The sequence below is a fragment of the Ectopseudomonas guguanensis genome (assembly GCF_900104265.1).
Lineage (GTDB): Bacteria > Pseudomonadota > Gammaproteobacteria > Pseudomonadales > Pseudomonadaceae > Aquipseudomonas > Aquipseudomonas guguanensis.
In genome coordinates this window covers 1-18278 of the sequence record NZ_FNJJ01000019.1, presented here as the reverse complement: position 1 = coordinate 18278, position 18278 = coordinate 1, and the positions used below count along the sequence as shown (strand labels likewise).

The window sequence follows — 18278 nt, the reverse complement described above, 5'->3', positions numbered from 1 at the left end:
ATCTGAAAGACGGGAACGCCCATGCGCTATTCGGAAGATCACAAGGCCAAGACCCACCAACGCATCATCGAGGAAGCGGCCCTGCGCTTTCGCCGCGACGGCGTCGGTGCCACTGGCCTGCAGCCGCTGATGAAGGCCCTGGGCCTGACCCATGGCGGCTTCTACGCCCACTTCAAGTCCAAGGACGATCTGGTGGAAACCGCCCTGCGCCATGCCGTGCAGGAGCTGTCCGCCAGCACCGAGACGCTGGCGAAAGAGGCCGAGGAGCCGCTGACGCGCTTTATCGCCGGGTACCTGTCCAGCGCGCACCGCGCCAACCCCGGTGCCGGCTGTCCGCTACCGACCATGTCCGCCGAGCTGGGCCAGCGTGGCGAGCCCAGCGAAACCACCGACGCGCTGATCCGCGAGCGCCTGGCGTTGCTCGAAGAGAACCTTGCCGGAGAAGACGCAGCCGAGCAGAGCGTGCTGCTGCTCTCGGCCATGGTCGGCGCCCTGCTGCTGTCGCGCAGCGTCAAGGACCCGGAGCTGTCCGACCGCTTGCTCAAGACCACCCGCCGCCTGCTGATCGAGCAGGCGCAGGGCCGCTAGCAGCCCAGCGTCACCCACGGTGCGCACCGCACCCTACGCTTGGCCACCACTCGTAGGGTGCGCTGTGCGCACCAGCATTCCACACGAACGCAGGCGGGTTTCGTCGCAATTCGAAGACCAGCGTCACCCGCGGTGCGCACGGCGCACCCTACGCGTTCGGCAACGCTCTGCCCGTAGGGTGCGCTAAGCGCACCAGCTTCCACACGAGCCCAGGCAGGGTTCCTCGCAATTCGAAGACCAGCATCACCCGCGGTGCGCGCGGCGCACCCTACGCGTTCGGCAACGCTCTGCCCGTAGGGTGCGCTAAGCGCACCAGCTTCCACACGAGCCCAGGCAGGGTTCCTCGCAATTCGAAGACCAGCATCACCCGCGGTGCGCGCGTCGCACCCTACGCTTGGCGACCACTCGTAGGGTGCGCTGTGCGCACCAGCTTTCCCCACGAACGCAGGCAGGCTTCGTCGCAATTCGAAGACCAGCGTCACCCGCGGTGCGCGCGTCGCACCCTACGGCCTCGGCCACTTCCGTGGCCTCACTTGTAACGCGCCGCCGCATGGTTGTGCGACAGGTTCGGCGCCAGCGCGGCGCGGGCGGCGACGAAGGCGTCCCAGTCGGCGGCATCCGGTAGCGAGGGTATGGTCACCAGCTCGCCCTGATCGAAGCCGGCCAGCGCCGCGTCGACCATCTCGCCCACTTCCATGATCATCGACGGCGGCAGCGCCGAGGCGTCGGTGCCGCTGCGCTCCCAGATCTCGGTGCGGGTCACGCCCGGCATCACGGCCTGCAGCTGCACTCCGGAACCCCGCAACTCACCGGCCAGGGTCTGGGTCAGGCTCAGCACGTAGGCCTTGGTCGCGCTGTACACGGCGTTGAACATCTCCGGCGCCAGCGCCACCACCGAGCCGAGGTTGATGATGCCGCCACGCCCCGCCGCGGAGAAATTGGCCGCAGCCGCAGCCGCCAGGTGGGTCAGTGCCACCACGTTGAGCTGGATCATCGCCTCGGCCTGCTCCAGATCGGCGTCGGCCAGCTTGCCATTCATCGCCACGCCCGCGTTGTTCACCAGCAGGCCGATACCGGCATCTTCACGCAGGCGTTGCGCCACCTTGAGGATATCGGCCTTCTGCGTCAGGTCGGCCGGCAGCACCTCGGCGGCGACGCCATATTCGCCGCCCAGGCGCTCGGCCAGGACCTGCAGACGCTGGGCATCGCGCGCCACCAGCAGGAGGTCGTGACCACGCCGGGCCAGGCGCTCGGCGTAGGTGGCGCCGATGCCGGACGAGGCGCCGGTGATCAGGGCGGTAGCGGGCTTGCTTGCAGTGCTCATGGAAGTCTCCGGGATAAGGGATGAAGGTGGGCGAGCGATTTAGATTATGATCATAATCCTAAGCACTTATATGACTACCTTCATATAGCTTCGTCAAGCACTTTGCGCAGCGACCGTCTGGCGGGAAAGGTTCGTACAGGAGTGGCGGAGAAGCCGCGCGCAGCACTGCGCGCAGCTGACAGCGGCGCTGCCTGCGCAGGAGCAGGCAGCGCGAGGGAGGCACTTTCTCAGTTGGGGCGCATATCCACGCGCAGACGCAGATAGGAGGTCAGGCGCTTGCCGTTGATAACCCCCTGATAGCCGTGACTGTCGAAGGTGGTGCTCTTGATCAGGTCGACGCGAAAACGCGGATTGCTTTCGTAGGTACGGCCCAGGGTGCTGGTCGAGCGGCTGTCGAACAGGTCGGTACTGACCTTGACGAACTCGCGCGGGTTGCGTCGGCCGTTGGCACCGCTGTTGTTCGGGCTGCTGAAGATGTCGCCGGTGGCGGTCATCGCCGAGCTGTAGTACTCGCGCCCGCGCAGGCTGGTCTTGCCGCTGGCGATGACGAACTGCTGATTGGCCGGGCGGTAGCGGTCGCCGGCGGTCAGGTAGCTGGCCAGCACGTCGTAGAGGGCATAACTGCTGCCGGTGCCGCGCTGCTTGTTGCGCAGGTCGAAGATGAACACGCCGTTGCTGCCGAGCACTTCCATTTCCACCTGGCCGAGGCTGGGGTTGTCCTGCACCAGCAGTGCGGTGTCCTCGTCGACACCGTAGGCGAACGGCACGTTGGTGTAGTCGGCCAGGCGCACGATGCGCCCCTGGCGGCCACGCTCGCTGAAATGGGTGTCGAGCAGGCCATGGCTGAAGAAGCCGAAACCGCCCTGCATGTCGTAGGACAGATCATCACCGCCCGGGGTGGTGTAGACGCCGTAGCGCAGAGCGGGATAGCTCTCGCCGCCGGTGATCATCGGCCCACCGACCATGATCGCGGTTCCCGCGCTGCTGCCGGCGAGCACGGCGCCGGCAGCGTGCCGGGCGCGAATCGCCGCCAGTGCCGGCGTGTCGGCGCGCGTTGCGGTCTGCAGGGTCTGGGTCAGGCGCGCCTGGTCGCCGCCGCCGAAGAAGAAGCCGGTCATGCCGTTGATCTGCGCGATCACCTGCGGGTTGCTGTTGTTGCCGATGCTGTCCAGGTCGATGGGAATCCACTGCGCATCCTGGGCGCCGTAGGTCTTCAGCAGCTGCGCGTAGAACTCGCCATTGGACTTGGAGTTGCGTGCGTTGGCCGTGCCGGCGTCGGGGTCCTGGCTCGGTGGAATCGAGGCGGCGGTGATCACGCCGATGCGCGCCTGACTGCCGCCGGCCAGCTGCACTAGACGTTGGTAGATGACCGCGTTGTCGTCCTTGAGCCCGCCGCCCACCAGCAGCAGCGGGCCGGCCGCCAGGGCCGGCAGCGGTAACAGAAGAGCCAGCATGAGGGTGTAACGAATAACCGATCCGATCATTTCGATTTCTCCGCAGGTGCCGCACGGGCACGGTTGGTGACGCTGGTTGGGGAACGCTGATTGGCAGCCAGAGCGCAGACGGCGGGCCGGCCTCAGTAAACGGAAAACTGTTTGAAGTAGCGTTTCTCGATGCGCTTGTGGGTGCCGTCGGCGAGGATCGCGACCAGCGCCCGATCGAGCTGTTCGCGCAGCGCGTGGTCGCCCTTGCGCACGGCGATGCCCTGCCCCTGGCCGAAGAACTGCGGCGCCACCACGGGGCCGCCCACCTGCTCGAAGTCGCGGCCCTGCTCGGTGGGGAGGAAGCCGAAGTAACCGGAAACGGCATCGTCGAGCAGCAGATCCAGCTCGCCGCCTGCGAGCGCCTGGTAGGCCTGGGCCGCGCTGGGATAGCGCAGCAGCTGCACATGCTCGGCGAAGCGGGCCTCGAGAAAGCGCTCGTAGGTGGTGCCCTGCTGCACGCCGACGCGCTTGCCGGCGATGCGCCGCGGGGTGATCAGCATCTGATTGATATGGCCCTTGCGGGCAAAGAAGAAGGCCGGGGTCTGCGCATAGCGGGCGGTGAAGTCCACCCGTTCGGCGCGCGCCGCGGTGATCGACATGGACGCCAGGATCAGGTCCGCGCGTCCATCTTCGAGTGCCGGGATCAGCTCTTCCCAGGCGAAGCGCTTCAGCTCGCATTCGCGCTGCATGCGCTGACACAGGGCATTGGCGATGTCGACGTTGAAGCCGACCAGATTGCCCTGCGCATCGAGTTCTTCGAAAGGCGGGAACTGTCCCTCCATGGCGACCCGCAAGGGTGCCGCCGTGCCCGGTTGGGCCAGCAGCACGGCGAACAGACACAACAGCATGCGTAGCATTTCGACTCCTTGCCCGCGCGGGGCCAGGGGGTCAGGTCTCCTGGCGGAAAAGCAGGCGCCGCTGGCGACGCCTTAAGGCCAAAGGAGCGTGGGAGCTGACCTTGAAGAAAAAGCTCCGGACGGCCCGGGATCTGTCGCCGCCCGGAGAATGCCGTTACAGGATGCTCAGCGGGTACTCGATGATCAGGCGCACCTCGTCGAGGTCGTCGTCGAATGCCGTGGAGCGGTGAGTGGCGTGACGCAGGCGCAGCGACAGGTCCTTGGCCGCGCCTTCCTGGAACACGTAGCGCGCTTCCAGATCGCGCTCCCAGTGCTTCTCGTCCTCACCGGCCCAGCCGGCGAAGGCGCCATTCGGGTCGGCCTTGGTGCCGTCGATGTCGTCGCCCTTGATGTAACGCGCCATGAAGGTCAGGCCGGGAACCCCGTAGTGCTTCATGTTCAGGTCGTAGCGGATCTGCACCGAGCGCTCGTTGGGGGCGTTGAAGTCGGAGTACTGCACCGAGTTGGCCAGCCAGATGGAGTCGCCGCCGATGTAGTCGAAGAACTCGTCGCCACGCACCTTCTGATAGGCCAGGCTGAGCTTGTGCGCGCCGAAGCTGTAGGCACCCTTGAGCGACCAGGTCAGGGTGTCCAGCTCGCCGGCACGCGCCTCGCCCTCGTCGCGGGTCTTGTACGCCACCAGGTCGAAGTTCAGCGCCTGGCTATCGCTCAGCGGGATGTTGTAGTTCAGGTTGGCGAAGTACTGACGCCAGACGTCCTTGGCCTCGCTGGCGTAGAACATCAGGCTCAGATCGTCATTGACCGCGTAGCTGAGGCCGGCGAAGTCGACGCTGCGCGCCTCCACCTCGGCGTACTCGCTGGTCAGGTCGTCATCGGAGTTGGTGGAGTTGCGGCGGTTGATCGAGGTGAAGTGGCCGGCCTCGAAGGACAGCGCGTCGAACTCGCTGCTGGAAATCTGGAAGCCGGTCGCGGTTTCCGGCAGCAGGCGCGAATCGCCGGCGGCGAACACCGGTGCGGTCGGGCGCATCTCGCCGTACTTCAGCTCGGTGGACGAGGCGCGCAGCTTCAGCGCGCCGCCGATCTGGCCGTAGCTGTCCGGCACCTCGGCATCGGCGGTGCGGTTGTTGCTGATCGGCAGCAGGCCGTTGCCCACCCGGCCGCGGCCGCTATCGAGCTTGACGCCGCCATAGGCGAAGGCATCGGCGCCGACACCGACGGTGCCCTGGGTGAACCCGGAGCTGAAGTTCAGCTGCGCGCCATGTGCCCACTCCTCGCGATAGCCATTGCGCTCGTTGACCGGCTTGGCGCGGTTGATGCCCTGGCTGTTGCGGCCGCCATGACGGTAGTCGCGGTTCATGTAGAAGTTGCGGTTGATCAGCTGCAGGCTGCTGTCCTCGACAAAGCCCTTGGCCTCCTGCTGTTGGCCGGCGACGGCAGCCTGCGAGGCCACGGCGGCGATGGCCAGGGCGAGACAGCTGAGTTTGAGAATCTTCATGCCTTACTCCGTTGGTTTTATTGGTATGGGGTGCCCGCGACGCGGGCGGTGTTCGCAGCCGCTCAGGTGAACAGCTCGGGAACCAGGTCAGCCGGACATTCGCCGCGCTCGATCACGGCCTCCAGGCAAAGTGAGCGCTCTTCTAGCCAGCACACGAAGTAGCCGACGCCCCTGCGCCGCTTCAGGCGAAACGGCCAGCGCCGTTCCTGCAGCTCGCGGCTCAGTTCGAGGCGGCGCGGCAGGTGCAGCACCGAGAAGAAACCTGCCCGGGTGCGTACCCGTTCGTGCACGCGCACGCTGGAAGAGATGACGGTCTGTGCCACCTGGCTGTCGTCCTGCAGCAGCTTGTGCAGGGCGAAGACTTCCACTCGGTTCAATTGCATGGCTCGTTTCTCCGGCGCAGCCGTGCCCGCCCCGCCTGTGCGCTGCAGGCGGGCTGGGTGTAGAGGTAGAAAAAGGCCTAGAGGCCGATGATGCGTGCCAGGGTCTCGGCGACCTCGCCGCGCGCGACCGGCGCTGCAGGCTCGAAGCGTCCCTGGTTGGCGCTCAGCCAACCTTCGGCCACGGTCTGCGCGGCAGCCTCGGCGTTGGCTGCGGCAAGGTCGGCGACATCCTGCAGCGCCACGCTCTTGCTCAGCGTGGCCCCGCTGAAGCGCTCGACCAGCGCCTTGCAGGCCAGCGCCCAGTCCGCACGACTGGCCGGCCGCTCGGCGTCGAAGCGCTCGGCACCATCCATCCAGCCATTGGAAACCACCACTTCGATGTGCTCGCGCAGCGGATGCTCGGCCGGTACGTCGCTCAGCGTGGGCAGGGCCTTGAGGTTGGGCTCTGCGGCCAGGGTCATCTGCAGGGCATTGGCCAGCTCGCCGCGGGTGATCGGACGCTGGGCCTCGAAGGCGCCCTCGGCATTGAGGGTCATCAGGCCGCGGAAGGTCACCGCACGAATGGCGTCGCCGCGCCGGCCGTTGCCGGCGTCACGCGGGGCGCCGGCGGCCGGCTCGCGCAGATCGGCGGTCACCGGACGGATGTCCAGGCGCACGCCGCTGACGCTGTAGTTGGTCTGCGAATCGTGGAAGCGGCTGTGGGCAGCGAAGTCCGCCTGCTTGCTGAACTCGAAGCGATAGCCATAGTGGTAGCCGTTGGCCGGGTTGTAGCGGGTCATCAGCCCCAGCTGACGGCTCGCCGTGTTGTCGGCCAGGCCATAGAGCACCGCCCGGTTGATCGCCGACACGGCCGACAGGTCGGTGAGCAGGCGATTGCCTACCAGGTACTCGTTGCCAGGCTCGATCGGCTGCTTGCCGGCATCCGGCCGGATCTCGCCCGAGGCCAGGTCGTAGCGATCGCCATGACCGAGCATGGCCAGGCGCATATCGTCGATGCGCGTGCCGTAGAGCCCGAAGCTCTTCTTCGCCGCGGCCGGGTCCATGATGGTCAGGTAGCCCTCGCCCAGCACCTCCAGCTCACCACTGGGCTTGATCCACATGGCGGTGTTGGTATCCAGGCCGAAGCCCTTGCCCGGAGCCGGCTGCTCCAGCAGGTAGCTGGCCATGCGCGCCGCGCGCCCGCTGCTGGTTTCCTCGATCTTGTCGAAGTGCTGGTCGATCACCCCGGCCTTGAACAGGCCTGCGCCCCTGAGCAGGGCGGTGCCACGCCGGCCCTCGGCCGAGGCCACGCCGAAATCCAGGGTATCCATGACCACCCCGTAGGCGGTGGGCATGCGCGCACCGAGGATACTGGCCCCGGCGCTGGTGCCGGCCACCACGCCGCCCTTGTCGTAGACCGCCTGCACGGCCTGCATGGCGAGCGACGGGCTGCCGTCGGCGTTGAACAGCGCGCGGGCGATGCGCGCCTGATCGCCACCGACGAACCACACCGCACTGGCCTCGCGCAGCGGCGCGACCACGGCCGGGTCGTTCATGGTGTCCTGATAGTTATGACGGTCGATGCCGACGATGCGAATGTGCTCGGCGGGCACGCCCAGGGCTTCCAGCTCGGCCTGGAAGCGCTTGCTGGAGCCCAGGCTGCCGCTGGCGGTGGGCATGATGGCGATACGCGCCTGCTGGGCACCGCCCGCCAGTTCGATGAGTTTCTCGTAGACCGGGCTGTTGCTGGCTCGCAGCATGCCGCCGACCGCCAGGAGATTGCCATCGGCCAGTACCGCATCGGCACTGCCGCTGAGGATGAGCGCGGCGAGAAGGCCACGAAGGTTGCGCTGCTTGTTCATTGTTATTGCTCTTGTCAGAAGTCGAAAGCGGTATGCCCCCTGCTCGCCGGCCAGATGAAACGGGTCTGGCGACAGGTCGCGGCTATATGAATTATTTTTTTCACCACAATCACGCATGAAAATTTATATACCAGTCATTTTCGGGGCACAAGCACCACAAGCCACGTTTGACAGAAATATTTCTTAAACGTAGATTCGTGAAAAAAAACATGTCAAATGTATTCATGCATCTACCCGGGCATTCCACCCGATCGCCCACCGGCCAAGGCTCACGAGGCCCTGCCGGCGCCGCCTGGCAACAGTCGGCGTAACGCTCAACCCCGCCGCCTGTCGCGACGGACGCTGTCTCCCAACCGCCATCCACTGGAGTAACAAGATGAACAAGATCGCTCTATTCGGCGCCCTGGCGCTCTCCACCTTCGGCACCTTCGCCGTCGCCGCCGAGCCGGCGCTGCGCATCGGCATCGAGGCGGCCTACCCGCCCTTCGCGTTCAAGACCGCCGACGGCAAGATCGCCGGCTTCGACTACGACATCGGCAACGAGCTGTGCGCGCAGATGCAGGTCAAGTGCCAGTGGGTCGAGCAGGAGTTCGACGGCCTGATTCCCTCGCTCAAGGTGCGCAAGGTCGACGCCGTGCTGTCCTCGATGTCGATCACCGAAGACCGTCTGAAGTCGGTGGACTTCTCCAAGAAGTACTACCACACCCCCGGCAAGCTGGTGATGAAGGAAGGCAGCCAGATCCAGGACCCGGGCGTCGACCTCAAGGGCAAGAAGGTCGCCGTGCAGCGCGCCTCCACCTACGATCGCTACGCCAGCGCCGAACTGACTCCGGCCGGTGTAAACGTGGTGCGCTACGGTTCCAACAACGAAGCCTTCCTCGACCTGCTGGCAGGCCGTGTGGACGCGGTGCTGGCCGACGTGGTGAACATCGACGAGGGCTTCCTGAAAACCGACGGTGGCAAGGGGTTCGCCCTGGTCGGCCCTGACTTCAACGACCCGCGCTACTTCGGTCGCGGCGCCGGCATCGCCGTGCGCAAGGGCGATGCCGCCACCGCCGAGAAGCTCAACGCCGCCATCGACGCCATCCGCAGCAACGGCAAGTACGCCGAGGTACAGGCCAAGTACTTCGACTACGACATCTACGGCCAGTAAGCCGCCCACCCCGGCGCCTGCAACAGGCGCCGGTTTCTCCGCGCTGCACGAGGTTTCCCACCATGCTGCAAGGCTACGGCCCGATCATCGTCGAGGGCGCCTGGCTGACCCTGACCCTGGCTCTGTGTTCCATGGCGCTGGCCATCCTGCTCGGCCTCACCGGCGCTGCGCTGCGCCTCTCGCCACTGCGCTGGCTGGCCAATCTGGGCGACGCCTACGCTACCCTGATCCGGGGCATCCCCGACCTGGTGCTGATCCTGCTGATCTTCTACGGCGGTCAGGACCTGGTGAACCGCATCGCGCCCAGTCTGGGTTACACCGCCTACATCGACATCAACCCCTTCGTCGCCGGCGTGTTCACCATGGGCTTCATCTTCGGCGCCTACCTGTCGGAAACCTTCCGCGGCGCCTTCATGGCCATCGCCAAAGGTCAGGCAGAGGCCGGTGCGGCGTACGGCATGAGCGGCGCCCAGGTGTTCTTGCGCATCCTGGTGCCGCAGATGATCCGCTTCGCCATTCCCGGCTTCACCAACAACTGGCTGGTGCTGACCAAGGCCACCGCGCTGATCTCGGTGGTCGGCCTGCAGGACATGATGTTCAAGGCCAAGAACGCCGCCGACGCCACCCGTGAACCCTTCACCTTCTATCTCGCCGTGGCGGGCCTGTACCTGCTGCTGACCAGCGTCTCGCTGCTGCTCCTGCGCGCCGTCGAAAAGCGTTACTCGGTCGGCGTTCGCACGGCTGAAATCTGAGGATCACGCCCATGCTCGATTTCCACCTGATCCTCTCCAGCCTGCCGCTGTATGCCAGCGGCCTGCTGGTCACCTTCGAACTGCTGCTGATCGCCCTCGCCCTGGGCCTGCTGCTGGCCGTGCCACTGGCCCTGATGCGGGTGTCGCGCTCGCCGCTGGTGAACTTCCCGGCCTGGCTCTACACCTACGTGATTCGCGGCACGCCGATGCTGGTGCAGCTGTTTCTGCTGTACTACGGCCTGGCCCAGTTCGACGTCATCCGCGACAGCTTCATGTGGCCGTACTTCTCCAGCGCCAGCTTCTGCGCCTGCCTGGCCTTCGCCATCAACACCAGCGCCTACACGGCGGAGATTCTCGCCGGCAGCCTCAAGGCCACGCCACCGGGCGAGATCGAGGCGGCCAGGGCCATGGGCATGTCGCGCGCCAAGCTCTATCGCCGCATCCTTCTGCCTTCGGCCATGCGCCGTGCGTTGCCGCAATACAGCAACGAGGTGATCATGATGCTGCACACCACCTCGCTGGCCTCGCTGGTGACACTCATCGACCTGACCGGCGCGGCCCGTACCATCAGCTCGCAGTACTACATGCCGTTCGAGGCCTTCATCACCGCCGGCCTGTTCTACCTGGTGCTGACGATTGCCCTGGTGCGCCTATTCAAGCGTGCCGAATTGCGCTGGCTGGCCTACCTCACGCCGCGCAAGCACTGACAAGGAAATTCCATGCAGCGTATCGACCATCCCTTGCCCTGGACACCCTGTGGCAACAGCCGCCAGCTCAGCGTACTGCGCTTCGGCAGCGGCTCGAAAAAAGCCTACGTGCAGGCCAGCCTGCATGCCGACGAACTGCCAGGCATGCGTGTCGCCGTGGAGCTCAAGCGCCGACTGCTGGAGCTGGAGAGCAGCGGACGGCTGAACGCGGTGATCGAACTCGTGCCGGTGGCCAACCCCATCGGTCTCGGCCAGCTGTTTCAGGCGGTCGCCCAGGGCCGCTTCGAGTTCGCCAGCGGCAAGAACTTCAACCGCGACTTCGTCGATCTGGCCGCGGCAGTGGCGCCGGCCCTGGAGGGCCAGCTGGGGGCTGACGCCGCGCAAAACGTGCAGCGGATCCGTGCGGCGATGCGGGATGCGCTCGATGGCCTGCCGGCGCCGACGTGCGAACTGCAGGGCATGCAGCGCCTGCTGCTGCGCCACGCCTGCGACGCGGACGTGGTGCTCGACCTGCATTGCGACTTCGAAGCCGCCGTGCATCTGTACGGCGCACCGCAGCAGTGGCCGCAGTTGCGCTCGCTGGCTGCGCGCCTGCGCGCCGGGGCCGTGCTGCTGGCCGAAGACTCCGGCGGCAGCTCGTTCGACGAAGCCTGCAGCACACCCTGGCAGCGTCTGCGCCAGCACTTTCCACAGGCGGACATCCCCCTGGCATGCCTGGCCACGACGGTGGAACTCGGCGGCATGGCCGATACCGAGCGCGACTTGGCCGAGGCCAGCGCGGAGGCCATTCTGGCCTTCCTCGCCGAACAGGGGCTGATCGCCGGCGACTGGCCGGCCGCGCCGCAAACCTGCTGCGAGGCGACCCCCTTCGCCGGTGCGGAATATGTCATGGCGCCACACACCGGCGTGGTGAGCTTCTTCAAGCAACCCGGCGACCGGGTCGAAGCGGGTGAAGCGCTGTTCGAAGTGATCGATCCGCTGGACGATCGCCACAGCATCGTGCGGGCACGCAGCAGCGGCGTGCTCTATGCCAGAGAGCGCATGCGCTACGCCCGCCCCGGCCTGTGGCTGGTCAAGATCGCCGGCGCAACCCCCATTCGCCAGGGTCGCCTGCTCAGCGACTGATTCATGCCTTGAGAGAACAACAACATGTACAAACTCGAAGTTCAGGATCTGCACAAACGCTACGGTAGCCACGAGGTGATCCGCGGTGTATCGATGGCGGCCAAGGCCGGCGACGTGATCAGCATCATCGGCTCCAGCGGCTCGGGCAAGAGCACCTTCCTGCGCTGCCTCAACCTGCTGGAGCAGCCGCATGCCGGCCGCATCCAGCTCAATGGCGAAGAGCTCAGGCTGGTCGCCAATCGCGGCGGCGCGCTCAAGGCCGCCGACGCCAAACAGCTGCAACGCATGCGCTCGCGCCTGTCGATGGTGTTCCAGAACTTCAACCTGTGGTCGCACATGAGCGCTCTGGACAACGTCATGGAAGCGCCGGTGCACGTGCTCGGCCAGAGCAAGGCCGAGGCGCGCGACAAGGCCGAGCACTACCTGGCCAAGGTCGGCGTGGCGCACCGCAAGGATGCCTACCCGGCGCACATGTCCGGCGGCGAGCAGCAGCGTGTGGCCATCGCCCGCGCCCTGGCCATGGAGCCGGAGGTGATGCTGTTCGACGAGCCCACCTCGGCCCTCGACCCGGAGCTGGTCGGCGAGGTGCTCAAGGTGATGCAGGACCTGGCCAGCGAAGGCCGCACCATGGTGGTGGTAACCCACGAAATGGGTTTTGCCCGCGAGGTGTCCAACCAGCTGCTGTTCCTGCACAAGGGCCTGGTGGAAGAACAGGGTCACCCGCGCGAGGTGTTGGCCAACCCGCGGTCCGAGCGCCTGCAGCAGTTTCTCTGCGGCAGTCTCAAATAAGCGAAACAGGCGCATGGCGGGCGGCATCGGATACACTGCGCGCCATCGCCAGACCGGATCAGCCCAGCATGCCGAGCAGTTCGTCGTCTTCCGCCACCGTTTACAGCGCCCCCATCCTACGCAAGCTGGCCGAGGTCGCGCCCCAGCTGCAGCCCTCGCTGCGCAAGGTGGCCGACTTCATCCTGCGCCATCCGCTGAAAGCCGCGACCCTGACCATCGAGGAACTGGCGCAGGCCACGCAAACCTCGCCCGCGGCGGTCAACCGTCTGGCCAAGGCCATGGAGTTGCGCGGCTACATCAGCCTCAAGGCCGAGCTGGTCGCCACCCTGCAGGACATGGTGTCGCCGGTGGACAAGCTGCGCGACGAGCTGGCGCAACGCCCGGACGGGGCCTTCGGCCTGCACGAGCAACTGCAGATCGCCAGCAGCAATCTCGGCGCGGCGGCCAGCAGCAACGATGCCGCCGTGTTCGAGGCGGTCATCGGGCGCCTGCTCGGGGCGCGCCGCATCTACATCCTCGGCTTCGGCAACAGCGCCTACATGGCCGGCCTGGCCGCGGCCAACCTGGTGCCCTTCTGCGATGACGCCACCGCCATCAGCATGGAAGGCGGCAACGAGAACGCCGCCTACCGCCTGGCCGCGATCACCGAGCGCGACGTGCTGCTGACCATCTCCCTGCCGCGCTATTCGCTGGACACCTTGCAGCTGGCGCGTTTTGCCCGCGAACGCGGCGCCTGCGTGCTGGCCATCACCGACTCGCCCGCCTCGCCGCTGGTGGAGATCGCCGAGTACAGCCTGTTCGCTCCCGCCGAACACCCGGTACTGATCAGCTCCAATGCCGCCGTGCTGGCCCTGATCGAGGCCCTGGTGGCCGGTGTCATGGCGCGCAACAAGGAGGCGGTGAGCCTGGCTCAGGAACTGACCGAGAGCGTCATGGCCTACCTGCACGTACCAGGCACCGAGCGCGCCCCGCGTCGCCCGCGCAAACGCCGTCCCTGAGCCGCACCGCCTGCTCGCCACCACGCGAGCCAGGCCCCGGCCGCGCAGGGCGCTGCTGGCTGCCCTCGTCCTGCTGGCGTTCGCCGGCCATTCGCAACTGCGCCAACCGGCAGCGGCCGACTGCGCACCAAGTTATGGCCTTTTTTGTCCTTTCGATCAGAAAACGGTGCAGCAACGGCGCCGCGATGGCAGTGGAACATCCGCGCATCCGATTGATTTGCAAGGAATATGAGCAAACACGAAAATTGGCGCCGTTTTTGCTCTGGCACACCAGCCTGACCAGGCGGACAGGTTTACACAACGCCGCAGAGCGTTTCGTCACCCAGCGACGGCCCGCAGGGTATCCGCCAGAGCAGGCCACACAAACATAACGACACGTCTCAACTATCAGGAGCTTTCATGAATCGCACCCTTTCCTCGCTGCTGCTCGCCAGCGGCCTGCTGGCGGGCGGCCAGGCCATCGCCGGCGACCTGCTGCACTGGCAGAACAACAGCCTGACCTACCTCTACGGCCACGATTTCAAGATCGACCCGGAGATCCAGCAGACCATCACCTTCGAGCACGCCAGCGGCTGGAGCTTCGGCGACCTGTTCTTCTTCACCGACCTGATCAAGTACAACACCGACGCGCAAAACGGTAACGGCGACGGCCACACCTACTACGGCGAGTTCAGCCCACGCCTGTCGTTCGGCAAGATCAGCGGCGCCGACCTGTCCTTCGGCCCGATCAAGGACGTGCTGCTGGCCTTCACCTACGAATTCGGCGAGAAGGACGTCGATGCCTACCTGATCGGCCCGGCGGTCGACCTGGCCATCCCCGGCTTCGACTACTTCCAGCTCAACACCTACCTGCGCACCACCGACGGCAGCCGCCCCGGCGACAACGTCTGGCAGATCACCCCGGTGTGGGCCTACACCATTCCCGTCGGCGAGTCGGACATCCTCATCGATGGCTTCATGGACTGGGTGGTGGACAACGACAGCAACCGTCGCGGCGACTACCACGCCAACCTGCACTTCAACCCGCAGATCAAGTACGACCTGGGCAAGGCCATGAAGTGGGGCGAGAAACAGCTCTACGTCGGCATCGAGTACGACTACTGGAAGAACAAGTACGGCATCAAGGACGGCGGCTACGTCAGCGAAAACTTCGTCGGCCCGACCGACCAGAACACCGCCAGCCTGCTGGTCAAGGCGCACTTCTGACGCGCCTGCGCGCGTGACTGGCAGGCCGTTGCAGAACGCTGGCAGCAAGGATGCAGGACGGCAAAACCGAGAACGTTCTTCGACAGCCTGCCCGCCAAGGTCGCAGGGACTTGCGACCTTCTGCCAATGCCCCGCGGCAGCCCGCCATGTTTAGCTGGCGGGCATCACCAGACCTTCACCCAAGGATGGACGATGCCTGCGCGTATCCTGCTGCTCACCACACTCGCCATGCTGGCCTTCGCCGGCAACTCGCTGCTGTGCCGCCTGGCGCTGCGTGAAACCGAAATCGATGCGGCCAGCTTCACCGCCATTCGCCTGTTCTGCGGCGCCCTGACCCTGTGGCTGCTCTTGCGGCTGCGACAAGGCAGGCGCCCGGTGGCCGGCAACTGGCCTGGCGCCCTAGCGCTGTTCATCTATGCGGCCGCCTTTTCCTTCGCCTACCTGCAACTGGATACCGGTGCCGGCGCCCTGCTGCTGTTCGGCGCGGTGCAGTTGAGCATGCTGCTGTGGGGTTGGCTTCACGGCGAACGCCTGGGTCTGGTCGCCGGCCTCGGTACAGCGCTGGCCGCGGCGGGCCTGCTGGCACTGCTGCTGCCCGGTGCCAGCGCGCCGCCCTTGCAGGCCGCACTGCTGATGCTGCTGGCCGGTATCGCCTGGGGCGCCTACTCCCTGCTTGGCCGTGGCCTGGGCGATCCGCTGGCGGTGAGCGCCGGCAACTTCCTGCGCGCGACGCCACTGGCGCTGCTGCTGGCTACGTTACTGTTAGGGCAACTCGACTGGGATGGACCTGGCCTGTTCTACGCACTGCTGTCCGGCGCGCTGACCTCGGGCATCGGTTACGCCATCTGGTACAGCGCCCTGCCCGGCCTGCGCGCCAGCCAGGCGGCCACGGTGCAACTGAGCGTGCCGATAATCGCCGCACTCGGCGGCAGCCTGCTGCTGGGCGAGGCGCTGGGCCTGCGTCTGCTGCTCAGCGCCGTTGCCGTGCTCGGCGGGATCGCGCTGGTGCTGGGCAGCCGGCAACGCGGCGGGAGCTAATGACGCGCGCAGCGGTCTTCTATCCTGAGCCCATCACGTCCAGGGAAGATCGCCATGTCTCGTCTGCTTCGTCTTTGCCTTGTCACCCTGCTCGCAGCCGGCCTCTGCGCCTGTGCCAGCCTGGCCGACCGTGATCCGCTGCGGGTCGATCTGGTCGGTCTGGAGCCTTTGCCCGGCCAGGGCCTGGAGGTGCGCTTCGCGGTCAAGCTGCGGGTACAGAACCCCAATGATCGCGCGGTGAATTTCAACGGCATGGCGCTGGATCTGGACGTCAACGGCCAGCCGCTGGCCAGTGGCGTCAGCGACCAGAGCGGCAGCGTACCGCGCTTCGGCGAAACGGTGGTAAGCGTGCCGGTGAGCATTTCCGCGTTTTCGGTGATGCGCCAGGCCTGGGGCGTGGCCGGCTACCAGCCGGGCCAGGAGGTGCCTTACAGGCTGCGCGGCAAACTGGCCGACGGCCTGTTCGGCACCCGGCGCTTCAGCGACAGCGGCACCCTGAACTGGCCGCAACCGCCAAGCCCCTACTGATAGGAGCCGGCGGCGCTGGTTCAGGCAGCCTGACGGCTGTTGCGTGCGGCTACGCGGCGGTGACAGGCGTCACCGAAGGCCTGGAAGATCTTCACCGAATCCGGGTTCAGCGCAGCCTGCCATTCCGGGTGCCATTGCACCGCGAACAGGAAGGGCGACAGGCTCGGCGCATGCACCGCCTCGATCAGGCCGTCCTCGGCGGTGGCCAGCACTTCCAACCCCTTGCCCAGATTGCGAATGGCCTGGCCGTGCAGCGAGTTGACCTGAATCTCGTCCTTGCCCAACAGCTCGGCGAACCAGCTTCCCGGCACCGGGCGCACGCTGTGGCTGGGCGCGTACTGCACCTCGACCGGGTCATCGGGGTTCTCGCGATGGTCGTTGAAACCGGGCTCGGCGTAGACCTTCTGATAGATGTCGCCGCCCAGCGCCACGTTGATTTCCTGCATGCCACGGCAGATGCCGAAGATCGGCAGGCCACGGGCGATGGCCGCCCGAATCAGCGGCAGGTCGAACAGGTCGCGGTCGCGATCCTGGCCCTTGTTCGGCGTTTGGTTTTCCTGTCCGTAGAGCGCCGGGTCGATGTTGCTGCCGGCACCGGTCAGGTACACGCCATCGGCCATGTCCAGATACTGCTCAAGGTCTTCGGTGCCGCAGCAGGTGGGCACCAGCACCGGTACGCAACCGGAGAACTCGACCAGAGGCTGGATGTATTTGTGGGTCATGACCTGATAGTCGTGCCCCTTGCGCTCCTGAGCACCCATGGACATCAACACGACGGGCTTGCGGGGATTGGTCTTGCAGGAATTGTTGCGGATCTTGTTGTCGGACATACGTCACCTTGGGACAGGCCGGGCCTGTCGTTGCTGTGCAGACCGGTGCCCGGCAGAAGGCTCTGCCGCCACTGATGGCCTGTTTGGCTAACCCCGTGCACCCCAGCTCTTCCTGAACCGGTGTGTCGCCTTCCGACGGCGGCTCGAACCGGGTCAGCTCCATCCAGAGAGGGGCTGCAGCAGGGCTGCCCGTTACCCGGTTCGGCAACGGAATCTGCAGCCAGTCTGCCCGAGCCGTAAAATATGTCAAACAAATCTGCTCAGATTTTTCTGACAATGTCTTTCCCACACATCCGCACAGCGCCCTTGATAAGGCGCCTAACGAAGTTTCCTGGCAAATTCGGCGCGGGCAGAAAGTCCAATATTTAAAACACCCACTTTAAAGAGCTCCTCGCCCTAGAGCGGCGCCCGCGTGAAAAACCCTATATAATCTGCGGTTTTCCCATCAGCCCGAGGCCACCCCTTGACCGCTCTGCCACCCTGCCCCAAGTGCAACTCCGAATACACCTACGAAGACGGCGATCAGCTGGTCTGTCCCGAATGCGCCCATGAATGGAAAGCCGGCGAAAATGCCGAGGCCGGTGACGACGCTCGCCAGATCAAGGACTCGGTCGGCAACCTGCTGCAGGACGGCGACACCGTCACCGTGATCAAGGACCTCAAGGTCAAGGGCTCCTCGCTGGTGGTCAAGGTCGGCACCAAGGTGAAGAACATCCGCCTGGTCGACGGCGATCACGACATCGACTGCAAGATCGATGGCATCGGCGCGATGAAGCTCAAGTCCGAGTTCGTGCGCAAGGTCTGAGCCAGTGCGGAAAAACTGGGTTCTTCGCATATTTTGGGGAAAGTGCGGGTTTACACCGGACTGGCAAGTTTGTGTGCGTATCGCTTGCGGACTTAGAACTATCCATTACCGCGTGTACTGAGCGTTTGGGTTGCGCCCCTTACGGGCGCCACACCTTTCTTGCTTGCCCAAGAAAGGTGTGCCAAAGAAGGGCACCCCGACATCCGGGTTTCGCTACGCGAAACTTCCCTCGCTCCGGTGCTGCTCCGGGGGCCGGCTTACATGGGCCATCCCTGGCCCATTAAGCGGGGCCGCCATCGGTATTTCGCCGCATCCATGCGGCTCATCCCCCTACGCAACACCTCCACTCGGCCTCCTGAAGGGGACCAGGTCGCG

Annotated in this window: 18 protein-coding genes; 11 read left to right on the top strand and 7 right to left on the bottom strand. The window is 65.7% G+C overall.

The window, feature by feature from the left end; genetic code table 11:
• The first annotated feature begins 21 nt into the window (after positions 1-21).
• Positions 22-588 carry a TetR/AcrR family transcriptional regulator gene (locus BLS61_RS22310; RefSeq protein ID WP_090434921.1) on the top strand — a complete coding sequence of 189 codons (567 nt, stop codon included), beginning with the start codon at positions 22-24 and terminating at the stop codon, positions 586-588.
• Between the two features lie 529 nt (positions 589-1117).
• Here the strand turns inward: BLS61_RS22310 and BLS61_RS22305 are convergent.
• From BLS61_RS22305 to BLS61_RS22280, 6 genes are all read right to left on the bottom strand, one after another.
• Positions 1118-1912 carry an SDR family NAD(P)-dependent oxidoreductase gene (locus tag BLS61_RS22305; protein ID WP_090434918.1) on the bottom strand — a complete coding sequence of 265 codons (795 nt, stop codon included), beginning with the start codon at positions 1910-1912 and terminating at the stop codon, positions 1118-1120.
• A 227-nt stretch (positions 1913-2139) separates the two neighbouring features.
• Entirely contained in the window at positions 2140-3396 is a 1257-nt protein-coding gene (locus tag BLS61_RS22300) for a cyanophycinase (RefSeq protein WP_090434915.1), read from the bottom strand.
• Between the two features lie 92 nt (positions 3397-3488).
• Entirely contained in the window at positions 3489-4253 is a 765-nt protein-coding gene (locus tag BLS61_RS22295) for an ABC transporter substrate-binding protein (protein ID WP_090434912.1), read from the bottom strand.
• 154 nt (positions 4254-4407) lie between these two features.
• A complete protein-coding gene (locus tag BLS61_RS22290; protein WP_090434909.1) occupies positions 4408-5748 on the bottom strand; it encodes an OprD family porin in 1341 nt (446 codons plus the stop codon).
• A gap of 62 nt (positions 5749-5810) precedes the next feature.
• A complete protein-coding gene (locus tag BLS61_RS22285) occupies positions 5811-6131 on the bottom strand; it encodes a hypothetical protein (protein WP_090434906.1) in 321 nt (106 codons plus the stop codon).
• Positions 6132-6208: 77 nt separating this feature from the next.
• Positions 6209-7972 carry a cyanophycinase gene (locus BLS61_RS22280; protein ID WP_090434903.1) on the bottom strand — a complete coding sequence of 588 codons (1764 nt, stop codon included), beginning with the start codon at positions 7970-7972 and terminating at the stop codon, positions 6209-6211.
• Between the two features lie 376 nt (positions 7973-8348).
• On the opposite strand from BLS61_RS22280, the gene BLS61_RS22275 reads away from it, so the two are divergent.
• The 9 genes from BLS61_RS22275 to BLS61_RS22235 all read left to right on the top strand — a co-directional run bounded on the left by BLS61_RS22275 (position 8349) and on the right by BLS61_RS22235 (position 16268).
• Positions 8349-9125, top strand: coding sequence for an ABC transporter substrate-binding protein (locus BLS61_RS22275; protein WP_090434900.1), 777 nt, complete (start codon positions 8349-8351; stop codon positions 9123-9125).
• A 62-nt stretch (positions 9126-9187) separates the two neighbouring features.
• Entirely contained in the window at positions 9188-9877 is a 690-nt protein-coding gene (locus BLS61_RS22270; protein WP_017678115.1) for an ABC transporter permease, read from the top strand.
• An 11-nt stretch (positions 9878-9888) separates the two neighbouring features.
• On the top strand, positions 9889-10584 hold the full coding sequence (locus tag BLS61_RS22265) for an ABC transporter permease (RefSeq protein ID WP_090434897.1): 696 nt from the start codon (positions 9889-9891) through the stop codon (positions 10582-10584).
• A gap of 12 nt (positions 10585-10596) precedes the next feature.
• Positions 10597-11709, top strand: coding sequence for a succinylglutamate desuccinylase/aspartoacylase family protein (locus BLS61_RS22260; RefSeq protein WP_090434894.1), 1113 nt, complete (start codon positions 10597-10599; stop codon positions 11707-11709).
• A 24-nt stretch (positions 11710-11733) separates the two neighbouring features.
• Positions 11734-12498 carry an ABC transporter ATP-binding protein gene (locus BLS61_RS22255; RefSeq protein WP_090434891.1) on the top strand — a complete coding sequence of 255 codons (765 nt, stop codon included), beginning with the start codon at positions 11734-11736 and terminating at the stop codon, positions 12496-12498.
• A gap of 68 nt (positions 12499-12566) precedes the next feature.
• Positions 12567-13496 carry a MurR/RpiR family transcriptional regulator gene (locus BLS61_RS22250; protein ID WP_090434888.1) on the top strand — a complete coding sequence of 310 codons (930 nt, stop codon included), beginning with the start codon at positions 12567-12569 and terminating at the stop codon, positions 13494-13496.
• 399 nt (positions 13497-13895) lie between these two features.
• Positions 13896-14702, top strand: coding sequence for an outer membrane protein OmpK (locus tag BLS61_RS22245; protein WP_090434885.1), 807 nt, complete (start codon positions 13896-13898; stop codon positions 14700-14702).
• Between the two features lie 192 nt (positions 14703-14894).
• Complete coding sequence (locus BLS61_RS22240) at positions 14895-15740, top strand: DMT family transporter (protein WP_090434882.1); 846 nt, start codon at positions 14895-14897, stop codon at positions 15738-15740.
• A 54-nt stretch (positions 15741-15794) separates the two neighbouring features.
• Positions 15795-16268 (top strand): LEA/WHy family protein, encoded by a 474-nt coding sequence (locus BLS61_RS22235; protein ID WP_090434879.1) that lies wholly within the window; start codon positions 15795-15797, stop codon positions 16266-16268.
• 20 nt (positions 16269-16288) lie between these two features.
• On the opposite strand, the gene BLS61_RS22230 is transcribed toward BLS61_RS22235, so the two are convergent.
• The gene (locus BLS61_RS22230; RefSeq protein ID WP_090434876.1) at positions 16289-17098 is read right to left on the bottom strand and encodes a gamma-glutamyl-gamma-aminobutyrate hydrolase family protein; all 810 of its coding nucleotides are present in this window, start codon (positions 17096-17098) and stop codon (positions 16289-16291) included.
• A gap of 463 nt (positions 17099-17561) precedes the next feature.
• Here BLS61_RS22230 and BLS61_RS22225 point away from each other — a divergent pair, with 463 nt between their 5' ends.
• Positions 17562-17903 carry a zinc ribbon domain-containing protein YjdM gene (locus BLS61_RS22225; protein WP_090434873.1) on the top strand — a complete coding sequence of 114 codons (342 nt, stop codon included), beginning with the start codon at positions 17562-17564 and terminating at the stop codon, positions 17901-17903.
• The last annotated feature ends 375 nt before the right edge of the window (positions 17904-18278 follow it).